The sequence below is a fragment of the Psychromonas saccharinae genome (assembly GCF_051201515.1).
In the GTDB taxonomy this organism is placed as follows: domain Bacteria; phylum Pseudomonadota; class Gammaproteobacteria; order Enterobacterales; family Psychromonadaceae; genus Psychromonas.
The window spans coordinates 2,818,573-2,841,194 of the sequence record NZ_CP195153.1; the positions used below are offsets into that span (position 1 = coordinate 2,818,573).

At 38.3% G+C, this 22,622-nt stretch carries 22 protein-coding genes; 7 read left to right on the forward strand and 15 right to left on the reverse strand.

Annotated features, from left to right (window positions below; genetic code table 11):
* The 6 genes from ACR30L_RS12475 to ACR30L_RS12500 all read left to right on the forward strand — a co-directional run bounded on the left by ACR30L_RS12475 (position 1) and on the right by ACR30L_RS12500 (position 5,657).
* Positions 1-609 (forward strand): aminodeoxychorismate/anthranilate synthase component II, encoded by a 609-nt coding sequence (locus ACR30L_RS12475; protein WP_435234582.1) that lies wholly within the window; start codon positions 1-3, stop codon positions 607-609.
* A complete protein-coding gene (gene trpD / locus ACR30L_RS12480; protein WP_435234583.1) occupies positions 609-1,625 on the forward strand; it encodes an anthranilate phosphoribosyltransferase in 1,017 nt (338 codons plus the stop codon). Before ACR30L_RS12475 ends, trpD begins: the two co-directional genes overlap by 1 nt.
* Entirely contained in the window at positions 1,625-3,046 is a 1,422-nt protein-coding gene (gene trpCF / locus ACR30L_RS12485; RefSeq protein ID WP_435234584.1) for a bifunctional indole-3-glycerol-phosphate synthase TrpC/phosphoribosylanthranilate isomerase TrpF, read from the forward strand. Before trpD ends, trpCF begins: the two co-directional genes overlap by 1 nt.
* A gap of 8 nt (positions 3,047-3,054) precedes the next feature.
* Entirely contained in the window at positions 3,055-4,242 is a 1,188-nt protein-coding gene (gene trpB / locus ACR30L_RS12490) for a tryptophan synthase subunit beta (RefSeq protein ID WP_435234585.1), read from the forward strand.
* The gene (gene trpA, locus ACR30L_RS12495) at positions 4,242-5,051 is read left to right on the forward strand and encodes a tryptophan synthase subunit alpha (RefSeq protein ID WP_435234586.1); all 810 of its coding nucleotides are present in this window, start codon (positions 4,242-4,244) and stop codon (positions 5,049-5,051) included. Before trpB ends, trpA begins: the two co-directional genes overlap by 1 nt.
* Positions 5,052-5,117: 66 nt before the next feature.
* Complete coding sequence (locus tag ACR30L_RS12500; RefSeq protein ID WP_435234587.1) at positions 5,118-5,657, forward strand: septation protein A; 540 nt, start codon at positions 5,118-5,120, stop codon at positions 5,655-5,657.
* A 37-nt stretch (positions 5,658-5,694) separates the two neighbouring features.
* On the opposite strand, the gene ACR30L_RS12505 is transcribed toward ACR30L_RS12500, so the two are convergent.
* From ACR30L_RS12505 to ACR30L_RS12515, 3 genes are all read right to left on the reverse strand, one after another.
* The gene (locus ACR30L_RS12505) at positions 5,695-6,459 is read right to left on the reverse strand and encodes a substrate-binding periplasmic protein (protein WP_435234588.1); all 765 of its coding nucleotides are present in this window, start codon (positions 6,457-6,459) and stop codon (positions 5,695-5,697) included.
* A gap of 111 nt (positions 6,460-6,570) precedes the next feature.
* Positions 6,571-7,332 (reverse strand): substrate-binding periplasmic protein, encoded by a 762-nt coding sequence (locus tag ACR30L_RS12510; RefSeq protein WP_435234589.1) that lies wholly within the window; start codon positions 7,330-7,332, stop codon positions 6,571-6,573.
* Between the two features lie 36 nt (positions 7,333-7,368).
* Positions 7,369-9,528 (reverse strand): FUSC family membrane protein, encoded by a 2,160-nt coding sequence (locus ACR30L_RS12515; RefSeq protein WP_435234590.1) that lies wholly within the window; start codon positions 9,526-9,528, stop codon positions 7,369-7,371.
* 247 nt (positions 9,529-9,775) lie between these two features.
* Between ACR30L_RS12515 and ACR30L_RS12520 the strand changes: the two genes are divergently transcribed.
* Positions 9,776-10,561, forward strand: coding sequence for a substrate-binding periplasmic protein (locus ACR30L_RS12520; RefSeq protein WP_435234591.1), 786 nt, complete (start codon positions 9,776-9,778; stop codon positions 10,559-10,561).
* Positions 10,562-10,605: 44 nt separating this feature from the next.
* Here the strand turns inward: ACR30L_RS12520 and ACR30L_RS12525 are convergent, their stop codons facing one another.
* The 12 genes from ACR30L_RS12525 to ACR30L_RS12580 all read right to left on the reverse strand — a co-directional run bounded on the left by ACR30L_RS12525 (position 10,606) and on the right by ACR30L_RS12580 (position 22,520).
* Positions 10,606-11,247 carry a DUF2959 domain-containing protein gene (locus tag ACR30L_RS12525; RefSeq protein ID WP_435234592.1) on the reverse strand — a complete coding sequence of 214 codons (642 nt, stop codon included), beginning with the start codon at positions 11,245-11,247 and terminating at the stop codon, positions 10,606-10,608.
* Positions 11,248-11,306: 59 nt separating this feature from the next.
* Positions 11,307-11,912 carry a DedA family protein gene (locus tag ACR30L_RS12530; RefSeq protein WP_435234593.1) on the reverse strand — a complete coding sequence of 202 codons (606 nt, stop codon included), beginning with the start codon at positions 11,910-11,912 and terminating at the stop codon, positions 11,307-11,309.
* Complete coding sequence (locus ACR30L_RS12535) at positions 11,912-12,526, reverse strand: hypothetical protein (RefSeq protein WP_435234594.1); 615 nt, start codon at positions 12,524-12,526, stop codon at positions 11,912-11,914. The genes ACR30L_RS12530 and ACR30L_RS12535 overlap by 1 nt, the downstream gene beginning before the upstream one ends.
* A gap of 37 nt (positions 12,527-12,563) precedes the next feature.
* Positions 12,564-13,109, reverse strand: a complete 546-nt coding sequence (yfcE, locus tag ACR30L_RS12540) for a phosphodiesterase (protein ID WP_435234595.1) — start codon at positions 13,107-13,109, stop codon at positions 12,564-12,566.
* A gap of 17 nt (positions 13,110-13,126) precedes the next feature.
* Complete coding sequence (locus ACR30L_RS12545; protein WP_435234596.1) at positions 13,127-13,927, reverse strand: Cof-type HAD-IIB family hydrolase; 801 nt, start codon at positions 13,925-13,927, stop codon at positions 13,127-13,129.
* A gap of 95 nt (positions 13,928-14,022) precedes the next feature.
* Positions 14,023-14,616 carry a hypothetical protein gene (locus ACR30L_RS12550; protein ID WP_435234597.1) on the reverse strand — a complete coding sequence of 198 codons (594 nt, stop codon included), beginning with the start codon at positions 14,614-14,616 and terminating at the stop codon, positions 14,023-14,025.
* A 327-nt stretch (positions 14,617-14,943) separates the two neighbouring features.
* The gene (locus ACR30L_RS12555) at positions 14,944-16,575 is read right to left on the reverse strand and encodes an ABC transporter substrate-binding protein (RefSeq protein ID WP_435234598.1); all 1,632 of its coding nucleotides are present in this window, start codon (positions 16,573-16,575) and stop codon (positions 14,944-14,946) included.
* A 444-nt stretch (positions 16,576-17,019) separates the two neighbouring features.
* Complete coding sequence (gene oppF / locus ACR30L_RS12560) at positions 17,020-18,009, reverse strand: murein tripeptide/oligopeptide ABC transporter ATP binding protein OppF (protein WP_435234599.1); 990 nt, start codon at positions 18,007-18,009, stop codon at positions 17,020-17,022.
* Positions 18,006-18,974 carry an ABC transporter ATP-binding protein gene (locus ACR30L_RS12565; RefSeq protein WP_435234600.1) on the reverse strand — a complete coding sequence of 323 codons (969 nt, stop codon included), beginning with the start codon at positions 18,972-18,974 and terminating at the stop codon, positions 18,006-18,008. The genes oppF and ACR30L_RS12565 overlap by 4 nt, the downstream gene beginning before the upstream one ends.
* A gap of 11 nt (positions 18,975-18,985) precedes the next feature.
* Positions 18,986-19,888 carry an oligopeptide ABC transporter permease OppC gene (gene oppC, locus ACR30L_RS12570; protein WP_435234601.1) on the reverse strand — a complete coding sequence of 301 codons (903 nt, stop codon included), beginning with the start codon at positions 19,886-19,888 and terminating at the stop codon, positions 18,986-18,988.
* Between the two features lie 12 nt (positions 19,889-19,900).
* Entirely contained in the window at positions 19,901-20,821 is a 921-nt protein-coding gene (gene oppB, locus ACR30L_RS12575) for an oligopeptide ABC transporter permease OppB (protein ID WP_435234602.1), read from the reverse strand.
* 67 nt (positions 20,822-20,888) lie between these two features.
* The gene (locus ACR30L_RS12580; RefSeq protein ID WP_435234603.1) at positions 20,889-22,520 is read right to left on the reverse strand and encodes an ABC transporter substrate-binding protein; all 1,632 of its coding nucleotides are present in this window, start codon (positions 22,518-22,520) and stop codon (positions 20,889-20,891) included.
* Positions 22,521-22,622: the final 102 nt, after the last annotated feature.

Sequence of the window (22,622 nt, forward strand, 5' to 3'; positions counted from 1 at the left end):
ATGAATATAACTCAAAAACAAACACTCTTTTTTCTCGATAACTTTGACTCGTTTACCTATAACCTAGTGGATCAATTTAAATCATTAGGTTATCCCGTAAAAATTTATCGCAATAGTTTATCTGCTACACAGATAAAAGCACATATCGATGCCTGTGAAAATGAAGCAATTTTAGTGCTTTCTCCAGGTCCGGGTACTCCCAGTGACGCCGGTTGTTTAATTGAATTAATCGGTTTATGTAAAGGCCAAGTGCCGATTATTGGGATTTGTTTAGGGCATCAAGCATTAATTGAACAATATGGTGGCGTTGTAGGTCAAGCCGAAGTAATTATGCACGGTAAATCATCACTCATTAGTCATTGTGGCGACCGTATGTTTGCCGGTTTAAGCCAACCATTATCCGTGGCACGTTATCATTCCTTAGTAGGTACCAATGTCCCAGATTCCTTAGAGGTGGTAGCCGACTTTAATGGCATGTGCATGGCGGTTTACAATGAGCAAGATAAAGTAATCGGCTTTCAATTTCATCCGGAATCTATTTTAACCTGCGAAGGCGCAAAATTATTAAAAACAAGTTTGGAACTAGTAACAAACAGGGAGGAAGTTTAATGAGTGAGTTTAATATTCAAGAAATACTAGAGCAATTATATGTGGGTAAATCACTGACAGGCCAACAAAGCCAAGCTTTTTTTGAGCAAGTTGTACAGGGAGAAATAGACCCAATTGTTTTATCTTCTGTTTTAACCGCCTTAAAAATAAAAGGTGAAACCCCAGAGGAAATAACCGGTGCTGCAAATGCATTATTAACACAGGCTAAAGACTTCCCTCGACCTGATTACCCATTTACCGATATTGTCGGTACTGGTGGTGATGGCCTTGGTACTATCAATATTTCAACGGCGAGTGCCTTTGTTGCAGCCGCCTGTGGTGTAAAAGTTTGTAAGCACGGTAGCCGCAGCGTATCGAGTAAATCAGGTGCATCCGACCTACTTGCGGCCTTTGGTGTTAATCTTGATATGACGCCAGAAGTAGCCCGTCAGTGTTTAGATACACTCAATGTCTGCTTTATTTTCGCGCCACAATATCATGCAGGTATGCGTTTTGCTGGGCCCGTTCGTGCAGCACTTAAAACGCGCTCAATCTTTAATGTGCTTGGCCCACTGGTTAATCCAGCGAGACCTGACTTTGAATTAATGGGCGTTTATGCACCTGAATTGTTAAAACCGATTGCAGAGGTGCATAAAAAATTAGGTATGAAACGTGTCATGGTTGTATTCGGTAGCGGCTTAGATGAAGTTGCGCTACATGGCGAAACACAAGTCGCTGAACTGATTGATGGCGAAATCAAAGAATACACTCTAACGCCCGCCGATTTCGGCGTAAATAATTATCCCCTAGAAAGTATTGTAGGGGGCTCTCCCGAAGAAAATAAAGTCATTATTGAAAAAATATTACAGGGTAAAGGTACCGATGCACAACAAACTGCCGTGGCCGTTAATGTTTCAGCATTATTAGTGCTAAACGGTTTTGCTGATAACTTTAAACAGGGCACAACATTAGCGCTCGAAATGATGGAAACAGGTAAACCTTTACAACTATTACAAGCACTTGCGGAGCAAAGTTAATGTTAAATGATCAAAGTCTTCAGGATACGATTCTTGGTAAAATTGTTGATGATAAAGCTGAGTGGATCGCCGCCCGTAAAACACAACAACCACTCATTTCATTTAAAGATGAAATAACCAATGGTGATCGAAATTTCTATCAGGCATTACACCAAGACAAAAGCGTCTTTATTTTAGAATGTAAAAAGGCATCGCCATCAAAGGGATTAATTCGCGAAAAATTTGATCTTGATTTAATTGCAAGTGCCTATAAAAACTATGCCAATGCGATTTCAGTGTTAACCGATGAAAAGTATTTTCAAGGTGACTTCGAATACATAACAAAAGTCAGGGACCAAGTAACTCAACCCGTTATCTGTAAAGATTTCATTATTGATCCTTACCAAATTTACCTTGCACGTTATTATAAAGCGGATGCCATTTTATTAATGTTATCGGTACTCGATGACGACGCATACCAAGCATATCGCGATACGGCACATAGCCTAAATATGGGTGTACTAACCGAAGCAAGTAATGAAGAAGAAATGGTTCGTGCTATCGCCCTTGGTGCACAAGTCATTGGTATTAATAACCGTAATTTACGTGATCTAAGCGTCGATCTAAATCGTACTAAAGCGCTAGCTGCTATGGTACCTGAAGATCGTGTATTAATCTCTGAATCAGGTATTTACAATCATGCACAAGTAGTCGACTTAAGTCAGTACGCTAATGGATTTTTAGTCGGTAGTTCACTTATGAGTCAAGCGAATATTGAGCAAGCGTGTCGCCGTTTAATTATTGGTGAAAATAAGGTCTGTGGATTAACCCATCCACGCTCAGCTGCCGATGTATACCTTGCCGGCGCACTTTATGGTGGACTGATCTTTGTCGAGAAATCTTCGCGCTATGTAGATATGGAACAAGCGCGCTTAATTATGGCCGGTGCCCCACTGTCCTATGTGGGCGTATTTCAAAACGAAGATCCTGAAATGATTAGCTACACAGTGAAACAACTCGGATTAAGTGTTGTGCAATTACACGGTGATGAGTCACCTAAATATGTAAAAACATTACGCGGGTTATTGCCGAAAACATGCCAAATATGGAAAGCACATGGGATCAGCGATACATTACCCGAGTTTAGTCATTTTAATGTTGAAAAACACTTACTTGATACCCGCGTAGGCAATCAAAGTGGCGGAACAGGACAAGCCTTTAATTGGTCATTATTAGCAGAATCTGACATAGATAAAAGCACATTAATGCTAGCGGGTGGTTTAACCCCTGATAATGCGCAACAAGCCGCATTAATTGGCTGTGCAGGATTAGACTTTAATTCAGGTGTAGAAAGCGCGCCAGGTAAAAAAGACAAACTAAAAATAGATGCTGCATTTGCTGCAATTACGCATTACTTACAACGACATTCAGAAAAGGTGTAAATAAGAAAATGGAAAAATTAAATCCCTATTTTGGTCAGTTCGGTGGCATGTTTGTACCACAAATCCTTGTGCCTGCATTAAAACAACTCGAAAATGAGTTTGTTAAAGCACAAACTGATCCAGATTTTATTGCAGAACTAGCAGAATTATTAACAGAATATGCAGGCCGTCCAACACCGCTCACACTCTGTCGTAACCTAACCAAGGGTAAAAAAACCAAACTTTATCTTAAACGTGAAGATCTACTTCACGGTGGAGCCCATAAAACCAACCAAGTACTGGGTCAGGCGTTACTTGCTAAACGCATGGGTAAAAATGAAATTATTGCAGAAACAGGCGCGGGACAACATGGTGTTGCAACAGCGCTTGCCTGTGCATTACTCGGTTTAAAATGTAAAGTTTATATGGGCGCCGTTGACTGTGAACGTCAAAAACCAAATGTATTTAGAATGCGTTTAATGGGCGCAGAAGTCATTCCTGTGACATCTGGTTCTTCAACACTAAAAGATGCATGTAATGAAGCCTTACGCGATTGGGCGGGAAGTTACGAGACCACACACTATCTATTAGGCACCGCAGCCGGCCCACATCCTTTCCCTGTGATTGTTCGTGAATTCCAAAAAATCATTGGTGAAGAAGCGAAGAAACAAGTTATCAAAAAAGAAGGGATTTTACCCGATAAAGTCATTGCTTGTGTCGGTGGCGGCTCGAATGCTATCGGTATTTTTGCAGACTTTATTGATGATCCAAGTGTCGAACTAATCGGTGTAGAACCAGGCGGCCACGGCGTTGAAACCGGCGAACATGGCTGCCCTATCGCAGAAGGTTCAAAAGGTATTTTCTTTGGTATGCATTCCTTAATGATGCAAGATGAACATGGCCAAGTACAAGAGTCTTATTCTATCTCTGCAGGACTTGATTTCCCATCGGTAGGTCCACAACATGCACATCTTGCAGAAACAGAACGTGCACAATATGTAAATGCAACGGACGATGAAGCCTTAAGCGCATTTAAAGCCTTATCTGAACATGAAGGTATTATCCCAGCACTTGAATCTGCACATGCCCTAGCCCATGCCCTTAAAATCATAGAAGAAGATGATAAGGAGCAAATTATCATCGTTAATTTATCTGGTCGTGGCGATAAAGATATCTTCACCGTCGCCAAAATTTTTGAAGAAAGAGGAACTTTATAATGAGCACACGTTATCACGCTTTATTTAACCGTCTTGAAGCAAAAAACCAAGGCGCATTTGTTCCCTTTGTTACGATTGGCGATCCTAACCGCGACCTATCAATTAGCATTATTGATACCTTAGTTAAAGCAGGTGCTGATGCACTCGAATTAGGCATTCCTTTTTCCGATCCCGTCGCCGATGGTGTCGTTATTCAAGATGCTTCAACACGAGCACTCACCTCTGGAGCTACGCCAGACAGCTGCTTGGATATTATTGCTGAAATCAGAAAATTACACCCTGATGTTCCAATCGGCTTGTTACTTTATGTTAATTTAGTTTATCGTAACGGTATCGAAAATTTTTACGAGCGTTGTGCTAAAGCCGGTGTCGATTCATTATTGATAGCCGATGTACCACTTGAAGAAAGTGCTCCCTACCGGGCTGCCGCTGAAAAGTTTGGCATTCATCAAATTTTTATTGCACCACCTAATGGTGATGACAAAACCTTACAACAGGTTGCAGAATACGGCCAAGGGTATACTTATTTACTAAGTCGAGCGGGTGTCACCGGCGCCGATGCAAAGGCAGGAATGCCCGTTGAGCACATGTTAGCGACCTTAAATAAATTTGATGCGCCACCTTCTTTGTTAGGGTTTGGAATATCTAAACCAGAACAAGTGAAAGAAGCCATTAAATCTGGTGCTGCAGGGGCAATTTCTGGTTCGGCTGTGGTAAAAGTAATTGAAGAGAATCTTGATAACCCCGAACTTTTACTGGAAAAAATGGACAAATTTATCAGTGAAATGAAACTAGCGACTTACAAATAATAAGTCAGATAAAATAATGGGGTAAATATTATCGAACTACCCCATTAACACTACTAAGAGAGAATTATGAAACAATTTTTTGAATTTATCCCGCTGATTATCTTCTTTATCGTTTACAAGATGGTTGATATTTATGCAGCAACGGGTGCTTTAATCATAGCAACTGGTTTAATGCTGGCTTTCAACTATTTTAAAAATGGTAAAGTCGAAAAAATGCACGTAATTACCTTTTTAATGATTCTTATCTTCGGTGGTTTAACCCTTATTTTACATGATGATACTTTTATTAAATGGAAAGTAACGGTGATTTATGCACTCTTTGCTATCGCCCTCTTTGTCAGTCAATTTATCTTTAAAAAACCAATTATTAAGCAAATGCTAGGAAAAGAAATTACTTTACCTAATAATGTATGGAATAATTTAAATTCAGCTTGGGGAGTGTTCTTTACCATTCTAGGCGGGGTTAATATTTATGTTGCTTTCTACATGCCAATGGAAGTTTGGGTGAACTTTAAAGTATTTGGTTTACTCGGTACGACACTCATATTTACCGTGTTAAGCGGGGTTTATATCTATAAATACATCCCTAAAGAAAGTGAAGAATAATTAATAAAAAACACTGTCTCAATAACAGCCGTTTAGATTACTCATCATATTGATGAGTAATCATTTTCCAATTTTCGCCAAAATATTTAGCTAAAATACGATCCAATTTACCATCAGCTATCATGGAGTTAACAGCCATTCTTAAAAGATTGATTTTATTCTTATCTTTAAACCGTTTAGAAGCCACAAACCAAACTTCTCGTGAACCAATCACTAAACTTCCAGGTAGATTTACGTCGTTAAGCATTCCTAACTTAGGAATAATACTCAACCCAAGGTTATTACCCACAATCGCATCAATACGCCCCACTTTCAGCATTTTTAATCCATGCTCATAACTGTATAAATCGACTAAAGAAAAGTGTAATTTAGTTGCTAAAATATCATTAAGATCAACACCTCTAAACCGCCCTATAATAATATTTTCTAAATCTTGATATGTATTTAAGGTTAATCCTTTTCTTGGAATAATGACTGTTTTAGAGGTAATAAGTTTATTTAAGTACAAGACTTTTTGAGATAAATAATCCGTTTTAGCCACAATACCCGCATCATATTCTCCATACTCTAGGCCCTTAAGTGCGCGCGAATATGGCACAAGTTTTTTATTAATGCATAGCCCAGAACGCGTTTCCAATTCATTTAAGAAGTCAACATGATACCCTGCTATTTGCCCATTAGCATCCAAAAAACCAGAGGAGTTATTCACCACAACATACATAGATAAACAATCGCGATCGCTTACAACATCAGCACGAGATAAAGGACTAAATAAGAATAATAAAAACATAAACTTGTACACAAAACCCCCTCGATAAAATGTGACAAAGTAATAAATAAAAAACAAGTAAAAAGTTGAGTGACTATTTGCCCCCAACGATATAAACGCTACTGACTTAACATGTAGGAATAATTATTGCGTTATTAATTTCCAATCAGAACCAAAATATTCTTCTAATATCAGCTCTAAAGAGCCGTCTTCAACCATGGCTTGTGCAGCTTGTTTTACTGTATTCAATTGTTCGATATGAGATGAATTATTAGAAAATGCGAGCCATATTTCTTTTTTTCCTAACACCAATTGCGCATTAAAATCCACTGTATCAACAAGACCAAGTTTATTAACAATGCTTAGCATTAAACTATTGCCGGCAATCGCATCAATACGTCCCTTTTGCAACAAGCGAATTCCCTGCTCATAGCTATGCAAATCGACTAATAATAGATTAAAACTCTTGACTAAAGTGTTATCTAAATCAACACCACGAAGTTTACCAATAATAAGTTCAGACAATTGCTGATAGTGGCTAAAGGTAATTCCATTTCGAGGGACAAGTACTGTTTTGGACGTTAATATTTTGGTTAAATAAGTTAGCTTTGTATCCATTTTTTCTTGACGAACCACAATGCCAGCATCATATTCGCCATACTTTAAACCTTTTAACGCACGTGAATATGGCACCAAGGATTTATCAATACATATTCCTGAACGAGATGCTAATTCATCAATAACATCAACATGGTATCCTGATATTTTTCCTTCGGCATTAAGATAACCAGAAACATTATTTATCACCACATACATCGAAAGGCAGTTCTTTTCATCTGCAGCATATGCAGCATATGCAGAAGATAAGGGACAAATAAGTAATAAAACAAAAAACAATTTATACATTATGTCCTCATCTTAACCACTAAAAAATCACAAATTTCACTCAGTTAACTTCGTTATTTTTTTCCAACTCTTAACCGACAATACCAGTTTGCGAATATCAATCAGATCTTCATTCATTCTTATTAATTGGAAAACAACCATTAAATCATCACCATATAAATTCAGTGCTAAAGCATTTAATTTATCGGCAACCTCTCGATGACAACCCTCACAAAACTCATAGACCTGACCACTTAAATACGTCGATAATTCAACTAATTGACTATCAAGCTGCGCACCTATTTCATCAATTAAAGGCAAAATAGAAGGCGATGTCAGCCTGCCCCTATGTGAAGCTAATGCCGATAAATGAGAAAGATAGGCATGCAATTGGCCCGTTAATAAATAAAGTGTAGCTGATTCTACGCGTTTTGAACTAGGCTCGGCCAATAAAGCTTGCCAATGCTCACTTAAGTTCGCTTCACTCAGGCGAGCACGAAAACGAACTCTTCTATACTGTTGATCTTCAATACGTTGTTGATTTAAATATTGACTAAAAATAGCTTCTTGATACACCCGAATGCAATCAATATTATTCGCAATCACAGCCCGTGATCGCGTACGTAACCAATCTGGCCAAAGATAACTTACCGCCAAAAACGCGATACCTGCAGCACAGGTTGTAATTAAGATACGTTTTACAAATAAGGTTTCTGCATTCAAACCATAGAACTGCAAAATAATAACCACATAAATAGACACACACGCTACGGCAATACTGTACCTTTTTTGTAAATACCAAAAAAAGAAGAATTTAGCCGTCGCCGCAATAGCAATAAGCACCAGAACAGGCAAGCTGAGTAAATATAAACCAGTGGCCAATACTATCCCTAAAATCGTGCCAATAATACGTTGAGTAAGCCTCAATTTAGTGGCTGAAAATGAAGGTTTAGTAATGAAGAGTATCGTCAATAAAAACCAATAATTCTGACTATCTTCAGGTAATGTTAGAATAATTAAGTACCCAACTAACATGCAGGTCGTCAGCCTTGCCGCATGACGAAATAATGGGGTATTAGGGTTTTTAAATAAAGCCCAGTAGTAACGCCAGCCTAATGGTTTTTGTTCATCAAATAAAAAATTTTGCGATGGAAACTCAGTCTGTGTTTGCGTCAACTCACACACTTTTTTCAGATTCTCTAATAAAAATCCAAGTTGAATTGCACAGGACTCACTAAAGACCTTACGTTTTGCGAGTCGTTTTGTACTTTCTTCTAAGGCCTTTAATTCACTTTCCACATTATCATTCATCTCATAATTAGCAAAACGACGGAAACGTGGTTGTCTTAACATTCTTTTAGACAGTCCGACCATCACCCGCTGAATGCGAGCCGTTAAAGAAGTATCGGCAAGCTCTTCACGTAATTCTCGATAAACAATATGAGAAGAGCTCAAACGTTCGAGCAACACTTGCGCCTTAAAGAACTGCTCTAAATAGCCAACACCATGATTTGCACTTTTCTGTTTTTGCTGCCGTAAAATAAGTTGTTGCTGCACATTTGAAAGCTCATCGGAGGCCTGAGCACCTAGTTTTGCTAACTTTAATCGAATATCAGTGGGATCTGAATTGCTATCAAAGAAACGTGCTTTAAGAAGCTGATATTTAGCAAGTGTTGAAAATAACTGCTGATTATCATGCTCAATATTAAAATTAGGAATGACATACTGAACCAGTGTCGAAAGGACAAAATAACAAACGGATCCACCGACAATAAAGCCAGGTAATACCCAAGGTGCGGGATAATGGGAATAACTAAGCATTGAAAATATCGAAACAGCTAATGCCCCAAAGCTCATTTTTCCAAATCGAGGCCCTAAACCACTGGCAATCATTAAACAAAAAGTGCCAATACATAAACCTATCAAGAAAAAAATAGGTTTATCATACAATGCAACCACTGATACAGCGGCCCCGCCAAAACTAATTACAAGTGTAAAAAAAGCGCTCAAACGACGATGATACTGAGCCGGATGATCCGTGAGTGCCGCCGCACTGACCCCCATCGACATGGTACTCATTTGAACTAAATGATCCGTTGCTATACCAATTAACAAAAATGTAGCGGTTAAAAAACATGCCTTAATTGCAGTTACCAATAAAGGTGAACGCGTCGACGGTAATGCAAAAAAGGCTAAATACTGTATCGGTTTCACCATAAAATCAGACCTAATTAACTAGAGCCTATTGACCAAAAATCAATCCCTTAAATAGATAATAATCTAATATTTATGTTTTTGTAATAAAAGAAATATAATATTAGTACTTTGCTAATTAACGCCTCTATACTTTAAAAAAAGGACATTGATAGTTCTTAAATTTTTTAGAACCATCTTGAATACATTTCAATATCAAGGAGCACAGATCATTCTATCAATAAAATCATCATGCGCTAGATCGTCGGGAATGAATTTAACTCCTATCAAAGGTAGATGGCAGCATTACCGCTACCTTTTGCTATTTCTTCTGTTATTTGCTTTTATTCAACCGGGGACTGCACAAACGACCTCAGATGAGTTTCGCACTAGACCGTTTTTATTGGCGATTAACCGCCCAGAAGGAAGCCTTGCTTATACCTATCTAAGCTTGATTTATAGTGAAGTATTTAAACGTTTAAACATGGCATTTGAAATAAAATATATTCCTTTAAAAAGGGGGTTTGAGAATGTCGCATCTGGAAAGCTTGATGGAGAAACAACGCGAGTATTTACCTATCAAGATTCACACCCAACCTTAATACGCGTGACAGAATCACTATATAGCACCAATGTTAGTGCATTTGCGTTATCTGACGTTAAGTTACAACTTCATGGTTGGAATAGCTTAATAGGACATCACTATAAAGTTGAGTACCCAAGAGGTGTCTATATTTCAGAACTGAATTTAAACAAAGTCGTTCCCCCTGAGCATCTTTCAATGATTAAAACAGCGACACAGGGGATTAAAAAATTACTCATAGGCAGAACAGATATTTTCATTGATGATGAATTAGTTGTTTACCCATTATTAGACTCATTAAAGGATTTTTCTGCCAATACTGTTCACAAAATTGGCGTAATGCAGCCAGTCCCGCTTTATATGTACATACATGAAAAAAACAAATGGCTTGAACCGCGTTTAAGCGAAATAATCAAGGAGATGAAGGACGAGAACTTAATGAAACAATACCGAAAAATTGTTTTTAATTTTTAAATATAGGCTCATCGGAAATAATCTAATTTCCGATGAGCTCACTATTATTTTAACTTAGCAATAAACTGATCTGACTGTGCAATCGCAACATTCATTTCCTGCAACAAATCATTAATATCAACTTTTAATTGACTAAATTCCCCCTGAAGCCCAGCCACGGCTTGTGCATTAAGATTATGTTTAAGATATAACATATTATCGCGTAATGTATTTAATACGGGTGTCATTTTAGATTCAGCACGTTCCATCGAAGTAATTAACTGTTTATATTCAGATTGGGTTTGACGTAATTTTTGACGACTATCTGCCTTTAGTTTAGTCGACGTATACTGCTCTAACTCCCCTTCCCATTCAACAAACAATGCTTCAGCAACATCTTCAATATCATCGATTCGCTGCGAAACATCTTCCGCTGCGGCTTCACTTTCATCGTAAGCATCTTTAGTACTTTCATAAGCAGTCGCTAACTTTCCACCATCGAATTGGGTGAGAGAAGTTAATTGCTCAAGCGCTGAAGTAAATTGTTTTTGTGCTTCTTGCTGAGACTCTTTTGCATCTTCAACACGATCAACCAAAATTTCTCTTTTGTGAATACCAATTTTTTCCATTGCGCCGTAATAAGCCGTCGAGCAGCCCGCTAATAATAATAACGCCATTAAACTACTGACCAGTGATAGTTTCTTCATTTGTTTTATCTCCCTATTAAACTGCCTATAAATAAGTATCGTAAATAAATATTGTTCTTCTAAATATTTCTATGTTGGCGCTTCTTGCGAAATACAATAAACAGGCCCATTGCAAATAAAACAATGCCCATCAACACACCACTAAAATTACTAATTAATTCATTCATACCTTCCAAACGACTGCTGAAAGTATAACCCAAACTACCAAATAAAAGCAGCCAAGTTACTTGTCCTGCAACACCAAACAAAATAAAGCGAGGAAAAGCATAACCGGCAGTCCCGGCAACTAAGTTCGTCGGTAATGCTAATGGTGTCAATAACCAACGAGTCAAATAAATTGCAACACCACCTCGACGATGAAGGTTTTCCTGTGCTTTTTGCCAAACTTTTAATTCACCAAAACGGGTTAATGTAAATTGCTTTGCACTATGTCCTATCCAATAGCTGAGTGAATCGCCAAGAATAGCCCCTAATAAAGCGGTTATAAAAACCGTATATAGATCTAATACGCCTTGGTGGACAAACGCCCCTGCCGCCAACACCAAAAAAGTGGTTGGCATCGGAATGCCCATTGCACCAATCAAGATCACCAGAAAAATTAAAGGTGAACCATAAATAACGGTATAAGTAAGTAAATAATCTGATAATTCAACAGCTGAAAACATTATTGGTTACCTTGGTCTCGACTTAATACATTTTCTATATTGTCGATCAAATGTGTTATTCCACCTTCAAAATCTGATTCGTTGACTAAATTTTTAAGTGGTTTAAATCCATTATTATTATCCGCAGTGATATTTAACTGAGAAAAAAGATCTTCAATCGGCGTTCCCGTGCTATTCGCGATATATTGAAGCGTCATCCAAGGACGTATATCTTTTAAACCTGATGCTACAGGGTTTTGTCTATAAGCCGTGATAGTATCACCAACAATAAGAATAAACGTCGAAACATTATTGTTTTCACTTTGTGGTTGAAATTGGAATTGTTGTGTCAAAGAGCCGAGTGTTTTATTACTGTTTTGACGGTTATGAGGTATATTCAAACTATCAAAAATATATTCCTGAGGAACCGCATAGGCAACACTCACATAGCGCATGGTCATCCAAGGTCTAATTGCACCAACATTAGCACCACCGGTATTTATCCCTTGGTGTTGAATATATTGCCATTGTTGGTAAGCATGATAAGCGCGTAAACTGTAAACAGAGATGCACATCCCGCCGATCACTAACAACGCAATCGCGATACATTTTTTATTATTTAATATTTTTTTCATTCAAAAATGCCTCTATTGCGTTGTTCCATGAAGATACCTATAAAACAAATTGCTTTAAAACTTCACCGGAAAAATCCAATACTTTTAACGTATTATGTTCAAAAATACCATAACTTGGTAGAAACCCACCCTTCGGAAAAGTGATTGACCCAGGGTTATAGACAAAAAACGAATCAACTTGCTCAGCAACGGGGATATGAGTATGACCATGAACAATAATATCACCCTCCTTTAATGATGGATGATTATCGCCATTGTAAATATGCCCATGGGTTAAAAATAATCGTTTACCATCCTCAAGTAATACCCAGGCATAACTTTCTAACATCGGGAAATCCAATAGCATTTGATCAACTTCACTATCACAATTACCACGTACAGCAATGATTTGGCTACTGTAATTATTTAACAGTTCAGCCACGGCTGCTGGTTGATACCCATCAGGCACCGGATTCCTTGGACCGTGATTTAAAATATCCCCTAAAATCACCAAATGTTGTGCACCCGATTGATTATACTTTTCCAACATTTGCTTCGTTGCGGGTAGCGAACCGTGTAAATCCGATGCAAAAAACAATTGCATGTTAATGACTCCTATGGTTAATCGAGGACATGGTCTTCAAGATAATGAGCAACGGCTTGGTCATTACAACTGCCAATAACGTCGTTGTCGGGTAAAGCAGCTTTCACCTTATGATGTGCACTGCCCATTACTAAACCTTTACCGGCCATGGTCAGCATTTCAACATCATTCATACCATCACCAAAGGCGATACAGTCTTTTAATTGATAACCTAACATTGTTGCTATTTCGTCAAGTGCATAACCCTTTGACACCCCCGCATCCATGACTTCCAGACAATAAGGTGAAGAAAATGTAATATTCACTTTATCGCCAAGCAATGCTTTAATTTTATCTTCCCATATCACCAGTTTCTCATGGTCTTTATCTTCGCGAATAAAGAAAAGTTTAACCACGTCTTCTACTGGCGGATTGTTAAGATCAAAGAAGTCGTAGGTAAAATGCCCTTTACCGAACTTTAATTTTTCCTCTTTTCGATTCACTAACCAATCATCTTTACGGAAGATATTAATCAATATTTCTTGATCACCTTTCACTAACTCAAGGATCTGACTAACAATATCAGTCGGGATATATTGTTGAAAAATCATTTCATTATCACTGTTATGTACACAGGCCCCATTCGAAGTAATCATATAAGCTGGGATGCCCAATTTGTCACGCATTTTTCCTACATCAACATGATGACGACCCGTTGCAAAAATAAATTGTTTTCCCTGTTGATGTAATTGCGTCAATATTTGCTGAGTAAAGGGGAGAATTTGATGGTCAGAAGTCAGTAAAGTGCCATCTAAATCAGATGCTACAATCTTATACATATTATTGTCTCTTAATTATTACGTATTAAAAACACGCTCAATAAGTGTCAGTTTAAGGTCGAAATACAAACACATATCAAGCGTTATGAAACAATCTACTCCAATATAGATTTCTCTTCTAAATCATCCATTGAAAAACTAAATATAGGGGTAGAAAAACGATCGGTTTTCGCTCTTGCAATGATACTTGGATGTTGTTTTACCTTGCCCGTTTGCGTGTTTTTAGTGTAGTAATACATCTCACTCACACCATGATACATATGCACAGCAAGTACGTCTAAATAAGAGGTTTCACCAGAGGTATCTACCCAAAAAATAGGAATTGTCAAACCAAAGGTGTCACTATCCGTACCGAGAGAAGTAAAGAAAAAATCCAATTGATAATCGGCTTTATCGGGTGAATTAACCAAATTTAAATTGAAACGACTCGTTAACTCTGCATATAAACGTTGAGTGGCATAGGTTAATACAGGAGAACGTTCAATAAAATGACTTTGAACATAAACGGGTTTTCCTTCGAACTCGTTAAAATCAGTTGAGGGAATTTGAACCATCAGATCATTAATACTGTAGGTTAACAAACGTTGGCTAGTTGATCCTTTGTACTTATCTGTACTCTCACGTGTAGAACAGGCACTCAGTAAACTTCCTATTAATAACACCAACAAAATCCGTATTTTAAACTGCATAAGTACTCCTTAAAGTTATTATCTTTTAAAGCTTAACACAGTTAAAAGTACAAGGGGTATTACTGAACGCATTGTCACTGAACATTTTTCTGCCATAAAAAAACACGTCGAAGAATCTCTTCCTAGACGTGTTTAAAAATGATGACCGGACATTCAAAATAAATCTATACCCGTTACCATTCAAGATGCAAAATCAACCCTAACTACGTTGTGAGTTTTGAAGTGAGAACAACTATCTCCTGCAACTCACGCCTTGTTAGTGCTTATTTTTCCTGCGCAAGACTTGATCACTTACTTAATTCCTTTGGTATTAGTTGTAACTGATATTTACTCAGCAATAATATACATATCCTTTGAATAAAGTTTATCTTCGGCATTATGAGCGGCATAACCCCCAACATGAGGATTAACAAGACGTGTTTGTACATATTGATAGATAGGAGCAATCGGCATATCTTTTGCCAGTAAAGTTTCTTCCTGGTTATAGATTTGCGAACGCTCAGCTTCTGAAGTAGAGGCTATTGCTTGTTTTACTAGATTGTCGTACTCGGCGCTTTGGTAAAGTGTACCGCCAGTACTATTACTGCCTTCCATTAGAGATGTAAAGGTAGATGCTTCATTATAATCACCACTCCAACCTGAGCGAGAAACCTGGAAATTACCCTCGCGTGCTGATTCTAAGTAGGTTTTCCACTCTTGATTTTCCAGCGCGACCTCTACGCCCAATGTTTTTTTCCACATAGAAGCAATAGCAACGGCTAGTTTCTTATGGTTTTCACTGGTGTTATATAACAAACTAAATTTAAGTGGATGAGATTTATCATACCCCGCTTCAGCCAATAACTCTTTTGCCTTAGCATTACGCTCTTTTTGCGTCCATTTGGCATACTCAGGTAGCTCAGGATTAAAGCCCGCAACAATTTCAGGCGTTAAGAAATAAGCTGGTTTCTGGCCCTGCCCCAATATCGCTTTAGTAATGATATCGCGGTCGATGGCATAAGAAATGGCCTTACGCACTCGTACATCATCAAAGGGTTTTTTATGGGTATTAAATTGGTAATAATAGGTTCCCAATATACCTTTTGTTTTAACCTCTTCAGGATGTTTTTTAACTAGATTACGATAATGTTCATTAGAAATTTCATAGGTCATATCGATTTCACCGGAAAAAAACCGGTTCATTTCAGCAACCTGGTTTTCAATCGGCAGATAAGTCACTTTGGTTAAGACGGTATGCGCATTATCCCAGTACTGTTTATTAGGCGTTAATACTAGGCGTTCATTAACTACCCACTTATTGACGACAAAGGCACCATTACCCACAAAGTGCTCTGGTTTAGTCCATTGATCGCCATACTTCTCGACCGTTTCCTTATGTACAGGCTTCATGCTTGTATGACCCATCATCATTACAAAATAAGGAACAGCATGCTCTAGTTGTACTTGAAAGGTGTAATCATCTATGGCCTTAACACCTAAAGTCGACTTATCTTTTTTACCGTTAACAATATCGGCAGCATTCAGCATGGAAGACATTTCCAGATACCAAGCATAGGGAGAAGCCGTTAACGGATCAACTAAGCGCTCAAAACTATAAACAAAATCATGTGCAGTAACGGGATCACCATTAGACCATTTAGCATCTTTGCGCAGGTAGAAGGTAAAGGTTTTATTATCCTTTGTTTCCCAACGCTCGGCAACACCAGGAATAGTATTACCATCGGCATCTTGGTTGACCAATCCTTCCAAAAGATCACGAATAACCATGGCTTCAGGCAAGCCATCTACCTTTTGTGGATCAAGTGATGCGACCTCGGATCCATTACCACGAACCAACTCTTGTTTTACAGCTAATTTAACACCTGCTGGTACGACAGCAGCCGTGGTTGAGAATGACGTAGCAGCAAAGGAGAGCCCCGCAGCTAAAAGCATTATTTTAGTAATTTTATTTTTGTACATAGTTAATATCTCTTGTTTTGTACATATTTAAGATTAAGTACTCCCAAAGTAATTCCCATATTGAAAATCGATAAAAAAGTACAAATATCAATGAAAAATAGGGTAATTATTAGCATCCAGAGTACCAAAAAACAAAACATAGACAGAAAACACCAACAAAAACCACAAGAAAAGACAAACCCACTACAAAATAACAAATGAGCAGCTTTTCCGGCCAAACACTTTACATTAAAACAGAATAAAATAAAGATATAACAAACAAAAAAGCACCTGAAAACAAACTAGTTTTATCTAACAAAAAAGTCGATCGCAGATCTAACCTAAAGATAGTTTTAAAGAGAATAGTAAAAAGAGAGGAGTTTTAGACAATACATTTTAAATGTTGATAGCTCATAAAAAAGACGCATTAAGATTTCTCCTCATGCGTCTTTTTAGATTAATCAATTAAGCCCGCAATAAGCAGGATTGATAGTGTGAATCATCACCTTTTAACTGAGGTTTTTCAGTACCGCATCTTTCCGTTGCTATCGGGCAACGGGTTCTAAAAACACAGCCCGATGGGGGATTGATAGGTGAAGGTAAATCCCCTTCTAGCATTTGAATTGTTTTACTACGTTCCAATTTAGGATCGGGAATCGGAACCGCCGACATCAAGGCTTGTGTATAGGGATGTTTAGGATTAGCAAACAGTTTATCACATTCAGCGAACTCAACTGGGTTACCTAAGTACATAACTAATACACGGTCAGAAATATGCTTCACAACCGATAAATCATGGGCGATAAAGACCAGACTCAAACCAAGTTCATTCTGTAACTCTTTAAGTAAATTAACCACCTGCGCTTGAATCGATACATCTAATGCAGATACAGGTTCATCACAAATAATCATTTTAGGTTTGAGAATTAATGCACGAGCAATACCAATACGTTGACACTGGCCACCAGAAAATTCATGTGGATAACGGTTAATTACGTTGGGCAATAAACCGACCTTCGACATCATTTCCTTAACCTGCGCTTTTACTTCATCTTTACTTAAATTAGGGTAAAAAGTACGTAATGGTTCAGCAATAATATCCCCGACATTCATACGAGGGTTCAATGATGCAAGCGGATCCTGGAAAATCATTTGAATTTCTTTACGCTTAAGACGAAGTGATTTGTGATCAAGTTTAGTCAGATCTTCTCCCATCCAAACAACACTACCTTCACTAGCAGGCACAAGCCCAATAATGGCCCGTGCTAATGTAGATTTACCACAACCAGACTCACCAACTACCCCGAGTGTTTCACCTTCATAGAGTTTTAAACTCACACCATCAACAGCTTTCAAGCTAGATGGTTTTGCCCAAGGCAACATCGACTTAGAAGGAATATTAAATTTTACTTTCAGATCTTTAATATCAAGAATTAATTTTTTTGAACTACTCATGACCAAGTCTCCCAGTCAGAAAAACAAGCACGTGAACGCTGTTCTGCAAAAGGTGTTAATACCGGTGCTTCTTTCTTACAACGATCCATCACGCGATGACAACGATCTTGATAAGGACACCCTTCAGGTAGAGATAATAAGTTTGGTGGATTACCAGGAATAGTCGGTAAAATATCACCTTCAGTATCAAGACGCGGAATGGATTTTAATAATCCTTCCGTATACGGATGACTTGGTTTATAGAAAATTTCATCAACGGTACCATATTCCATCGTACGGCCCGCATACATCACTAATACTTTGTCACAACTTCCGGCAACCACACCGAGATCATGGGTGATCATGATAATTGCAGTATTAAACTCGTCTTTCAATTCATTCAATAATGCCATAATTTGTGCTTGAATAGTTACATCTAGCGCCGTCGTAGGTTCATCTGCAATCAACAATTTAGGACGACATAAAAGCGCCATCGCAATCATCACACGCTGACGCATACCACCTGAGAACTCATGGGGATACATATTAATCCGCGCACGTGCTTCTGGTATTTTAACCGACTCTAACATTTTAACTGACTCTTCAAAGGCTTCATTTTTGGACATGCCTTTATGCAGAGTGAGTACTTCCATCATCTGTGTACTCACTTTCAAATACGGATTCAATGATGTCATTGGATCCTGAAAAATCATTGAAATTTGTTGTGCACGTACTTTATTTAACTCTTTCTCGGGAAGGTTAAGGATCTCTTTACCTTCAAATTTAGCACTACCAGAAATAATCCCGTTCTTTGCTAACAGGCCCATTAACGCAAATACCGTTTGCGATTTACCCGAACCTGACTCACCAACAATCCCCAAGGTTTCACCAGGTTTTAGTGAGAAATTTAAATCATTGACTGCGGTTACGTCACCATCTTGGGTGGTAAATTCTACACGCAGATCTTTAACATCTAATAAATTCATTATTTTTCCTTTTATCTGTCTTTAGGATCAAGTGCGTCGCGTAAACCGTCACCGATATAGTTAAAACAGAACAGGGTGATCACCATAAATACAGCCGGGAAAGCAAGCTGCCAAATAGCTACTTCCATGGTCTGAGCTCCCTCTTGTAATAAAGCGCCCCAACTAGTCATTGGCTCTTGCACGCCTAAGCCCAAAAAGCTCAGAAAAGATTCAGTCAAAATCATGCTTGGCACAAGCAGTGTTGAATATACCGCCACAATACCTAGTACATTAGGGATAATATGGCGACGAATAATATTCCAATTACTGACCCCACAAACATGTGCCGCTTCAATAAACTCTTTATTACGAAGACTCAAGGTTTGACCACGTACAATACGAGCCATATCCAGCCAAGAGATTGCCCCAATCGCCACAAAGATTAAAACAATGTGACGACCAAAAAAGGTCACCAGTACAATCACTAAAAACATAAAGGGAATTGAGCTAAGGATCTCAAGAAATCGCATCATCACGCGATCCAGTTTGCCACCGATAAACCCCGACGTTGCCCCATAAACCGTACCGATAACAACGGCAACCAAGGCACCTAACACCCCCACCATCATGGAGATACGGCCACCAATAAAGGTCCGCACAAACAGATCGCGACCGAGACTATCGGTGCCAAAGAGATGTACAAAAGAAGGTGCTTCATGTAATGCATACCAATCGGTATCATCAAAAGAAAATTCAGCAAACATAGGCACGAAAATAACTGCAAGTGTGATCAGGCAAAGGATCATTAAGCTTACCATCGCCGCTTTATTACGCATAAAACGAATTCGACCATCCTGCCACAGACTTCGCCCTTCAATTTCTAAATTTTCAGAGAAGTTATCAAGCGCTTCTACATTTTGTTTTTTAGTTAACATAAGCTCCGTCCTTTATAAACGAATTTTAGGATCGACATAGGCGAGAAGAATATCGACAATGGCATTAAAAAGAATAAACAACAAGCCGATAAGAATGGTCACTCCCATCACTAATGAATAATCACGGTTAAATGCAGCATTAACGAATAATTTACCAATCCCCGGTAAACCAAAAATTGTTTCAATAACAACGGATCCGGTAATAATACCAACAAACGCAGGTCCCATATAAGAAACAACGGGTAACATTGCAGGTTTTAAGGCGTGTTTAAAAACGATATAAGAAAAACTCAATCCCTTAGAGCGAGCAGTACGAATAAAGTTACTGTTTAAGGTTTCGATCATACTACCACGTGTAATACGTGCAAAGGTCGCCACATACATCATTGACATACCTAATACGGGTAACACCATATATTTAGCTGAGCCATCTAACCATCCCCCTGCTTGCAACCAACCTAACTTAATAGGGAAGATATAAATCAATACCGGTGCCAATACAAACGAGGGCATCACAATCCCCAACATGGCCGTTGACATTACACTGTAATCTAGCCAAGTATTTTGCCGTAGCGCGGCAATAGTGCCGATCCCCACGCCCAAAAAAACAGCAAACAGAAAAGCGACCGAGCCAATTTTTGCAGAAACAGGTAACGCGGCACCAACCAGTTCATTCACGGTGTAATCTTTATATTTAAATGATGGACCAAAATCTCCCTGGAGTACATTGGTCAGATAAGTCGTATATTGCTCCATCACAGGTTTATCAAGACCATATTTAGCATTAATATTGGCCATTACCTGTGGTGGTAAAGTACGTTCGCTTGAAAATGGACTGCCCGGGGCGAAACGCATTAAAAAGAAAGAAACGGTAATAAGGATTAGCAATGTAGGAATTGCTTCAATCACTCTTTTGAGTATGAATTTAAACATAATTAACTCAGTTTAGTTAAACGAAAAAAGAGGCTAAAAAAGCCTCTTCACTTGGAACTATGTATTGTTATTTAGCAATAATATACATATCTTTTGAATAAAGTTTATCTTCAGCATTATTTGCTGGGTAACCACCTACATGAGGATTTACCAAACGTGTTGTAACATATTGATAAATTGGTGCAAGAGGCATGTCTTTTGCTAGTAGCTTCTCTTCTGCGTAGTAAAGTTTAGTACGCTCTGCATCGGAAGTTGTTTCCATTGCAGCTTTGACTAATTTATCGTAATCAGCACTTTGGTAATGAATACCACCAGATGTGTTACTGCCTTCCATTAAGCTCGTGAACGTAGAGGGTTCATTATAATCACCACACCAACCTGCACGAGAAGCTTGGAAATCACCTTGTTTTTTCGTTTCAAGATACGTTTTCCACTCTTGGTTTTCAAGCGTCACTTCAGCACCCAATGTTTTTTTCCACATTGAAGAAATAGCAACCGCTAATTTCTTATGATTTTCACTCGTATTGTATAACAGGCTGAATTTTAATGGATTAGATGAATCGTAGCCTGCTGCTGCTAATAATTCTTTAGCCGCTGCGTTACGTTCTTTTTGGGTCATTTTACCATATTCAGGCAATTCAGGCGTAAAGCCAGAAATGATTTCAGGAGTAAGGAAGTAAGCCGGCTTTTGACCTTGACCTAATAATGCATCGGTCACGATATTACGGTCAATCGCATAGGAAACCGCTTTACGAACGCGAACATCGTCGAAAGGTGCTTTTTTAGTATTGAAGTTATAGTAATAAGTACACAAGTTACCTTTAATTTGAACATCTTCAGGGTGTTCTTTCTGTAAACGCCTGAAGTGCTCACTTGGGACTTCGTTAGTCATATCAATTTCACCAGAAAGGAAACGATTCATTTCCGCAACTTGATTTTCAATTGGCAGGTAAGTGACTTTAGTTAGCACGGTATGTGCATTATCCCAGTATTCTTTATTTGGTACCATTTCGATACGTTCATTCACTACCCATTTGCTGATAACAAAGGCGCCGTTACCCACAAAGTGTTCAGGTTTAGTCCATTGATCTCCATATTTTTCAACGGTTGCCTTATGAACAGGTTTAACCGTTGTATGGCCCATCATCATAACAAAATAAGGAATGGCATGTTCTAGCGTCACTTGGAATGTATGCGCATCAATGGCTTTAACGCCTAACGTGGATTTATCTTTTTTCCCCGCAATAATATCTGCAGCATTAACCATGGTTGTCATTTCTAAATACCATGAATACGGTGATGCAGTAGCAGGATCAACTGCGCGCTCAAAACTATAAACGAAATCATCAGCTGTTACAGGGTCACCATTTGACCATTTAGCATCTTCACGTAGATGGAATGTAAATACTTTATTATCTTTATTTTCCCAACTTTCAGCAACACCAGGAATAACATTCCCCTCGGCATCTTGGTTCACTAAGCCTTCTAATAGATCACGAATAACATGTGATTCAGGCACACCTTCAGTCTTATGAGGGTCAAGTGATGCTACTTCAGTCCCGTTACCACGAACGAGTTCTTGTTTCGCTGCCAATTTAACACCTGCAGGTACATTCGCTGCAATCGTTGAAAATGATGTTGCTGCAAATGCAACGCCAGTTGCGAGAAGCATCCCTTTAAATATTTTATTTTTTTCCATTTTTACTTTATCTCCATTGTTATGAAAGCCCTTTCCCAATAATAAGCAATTAACATACCATATAACAAAACATAAGAAACACTGCAAAATAAAAGGTTTCTT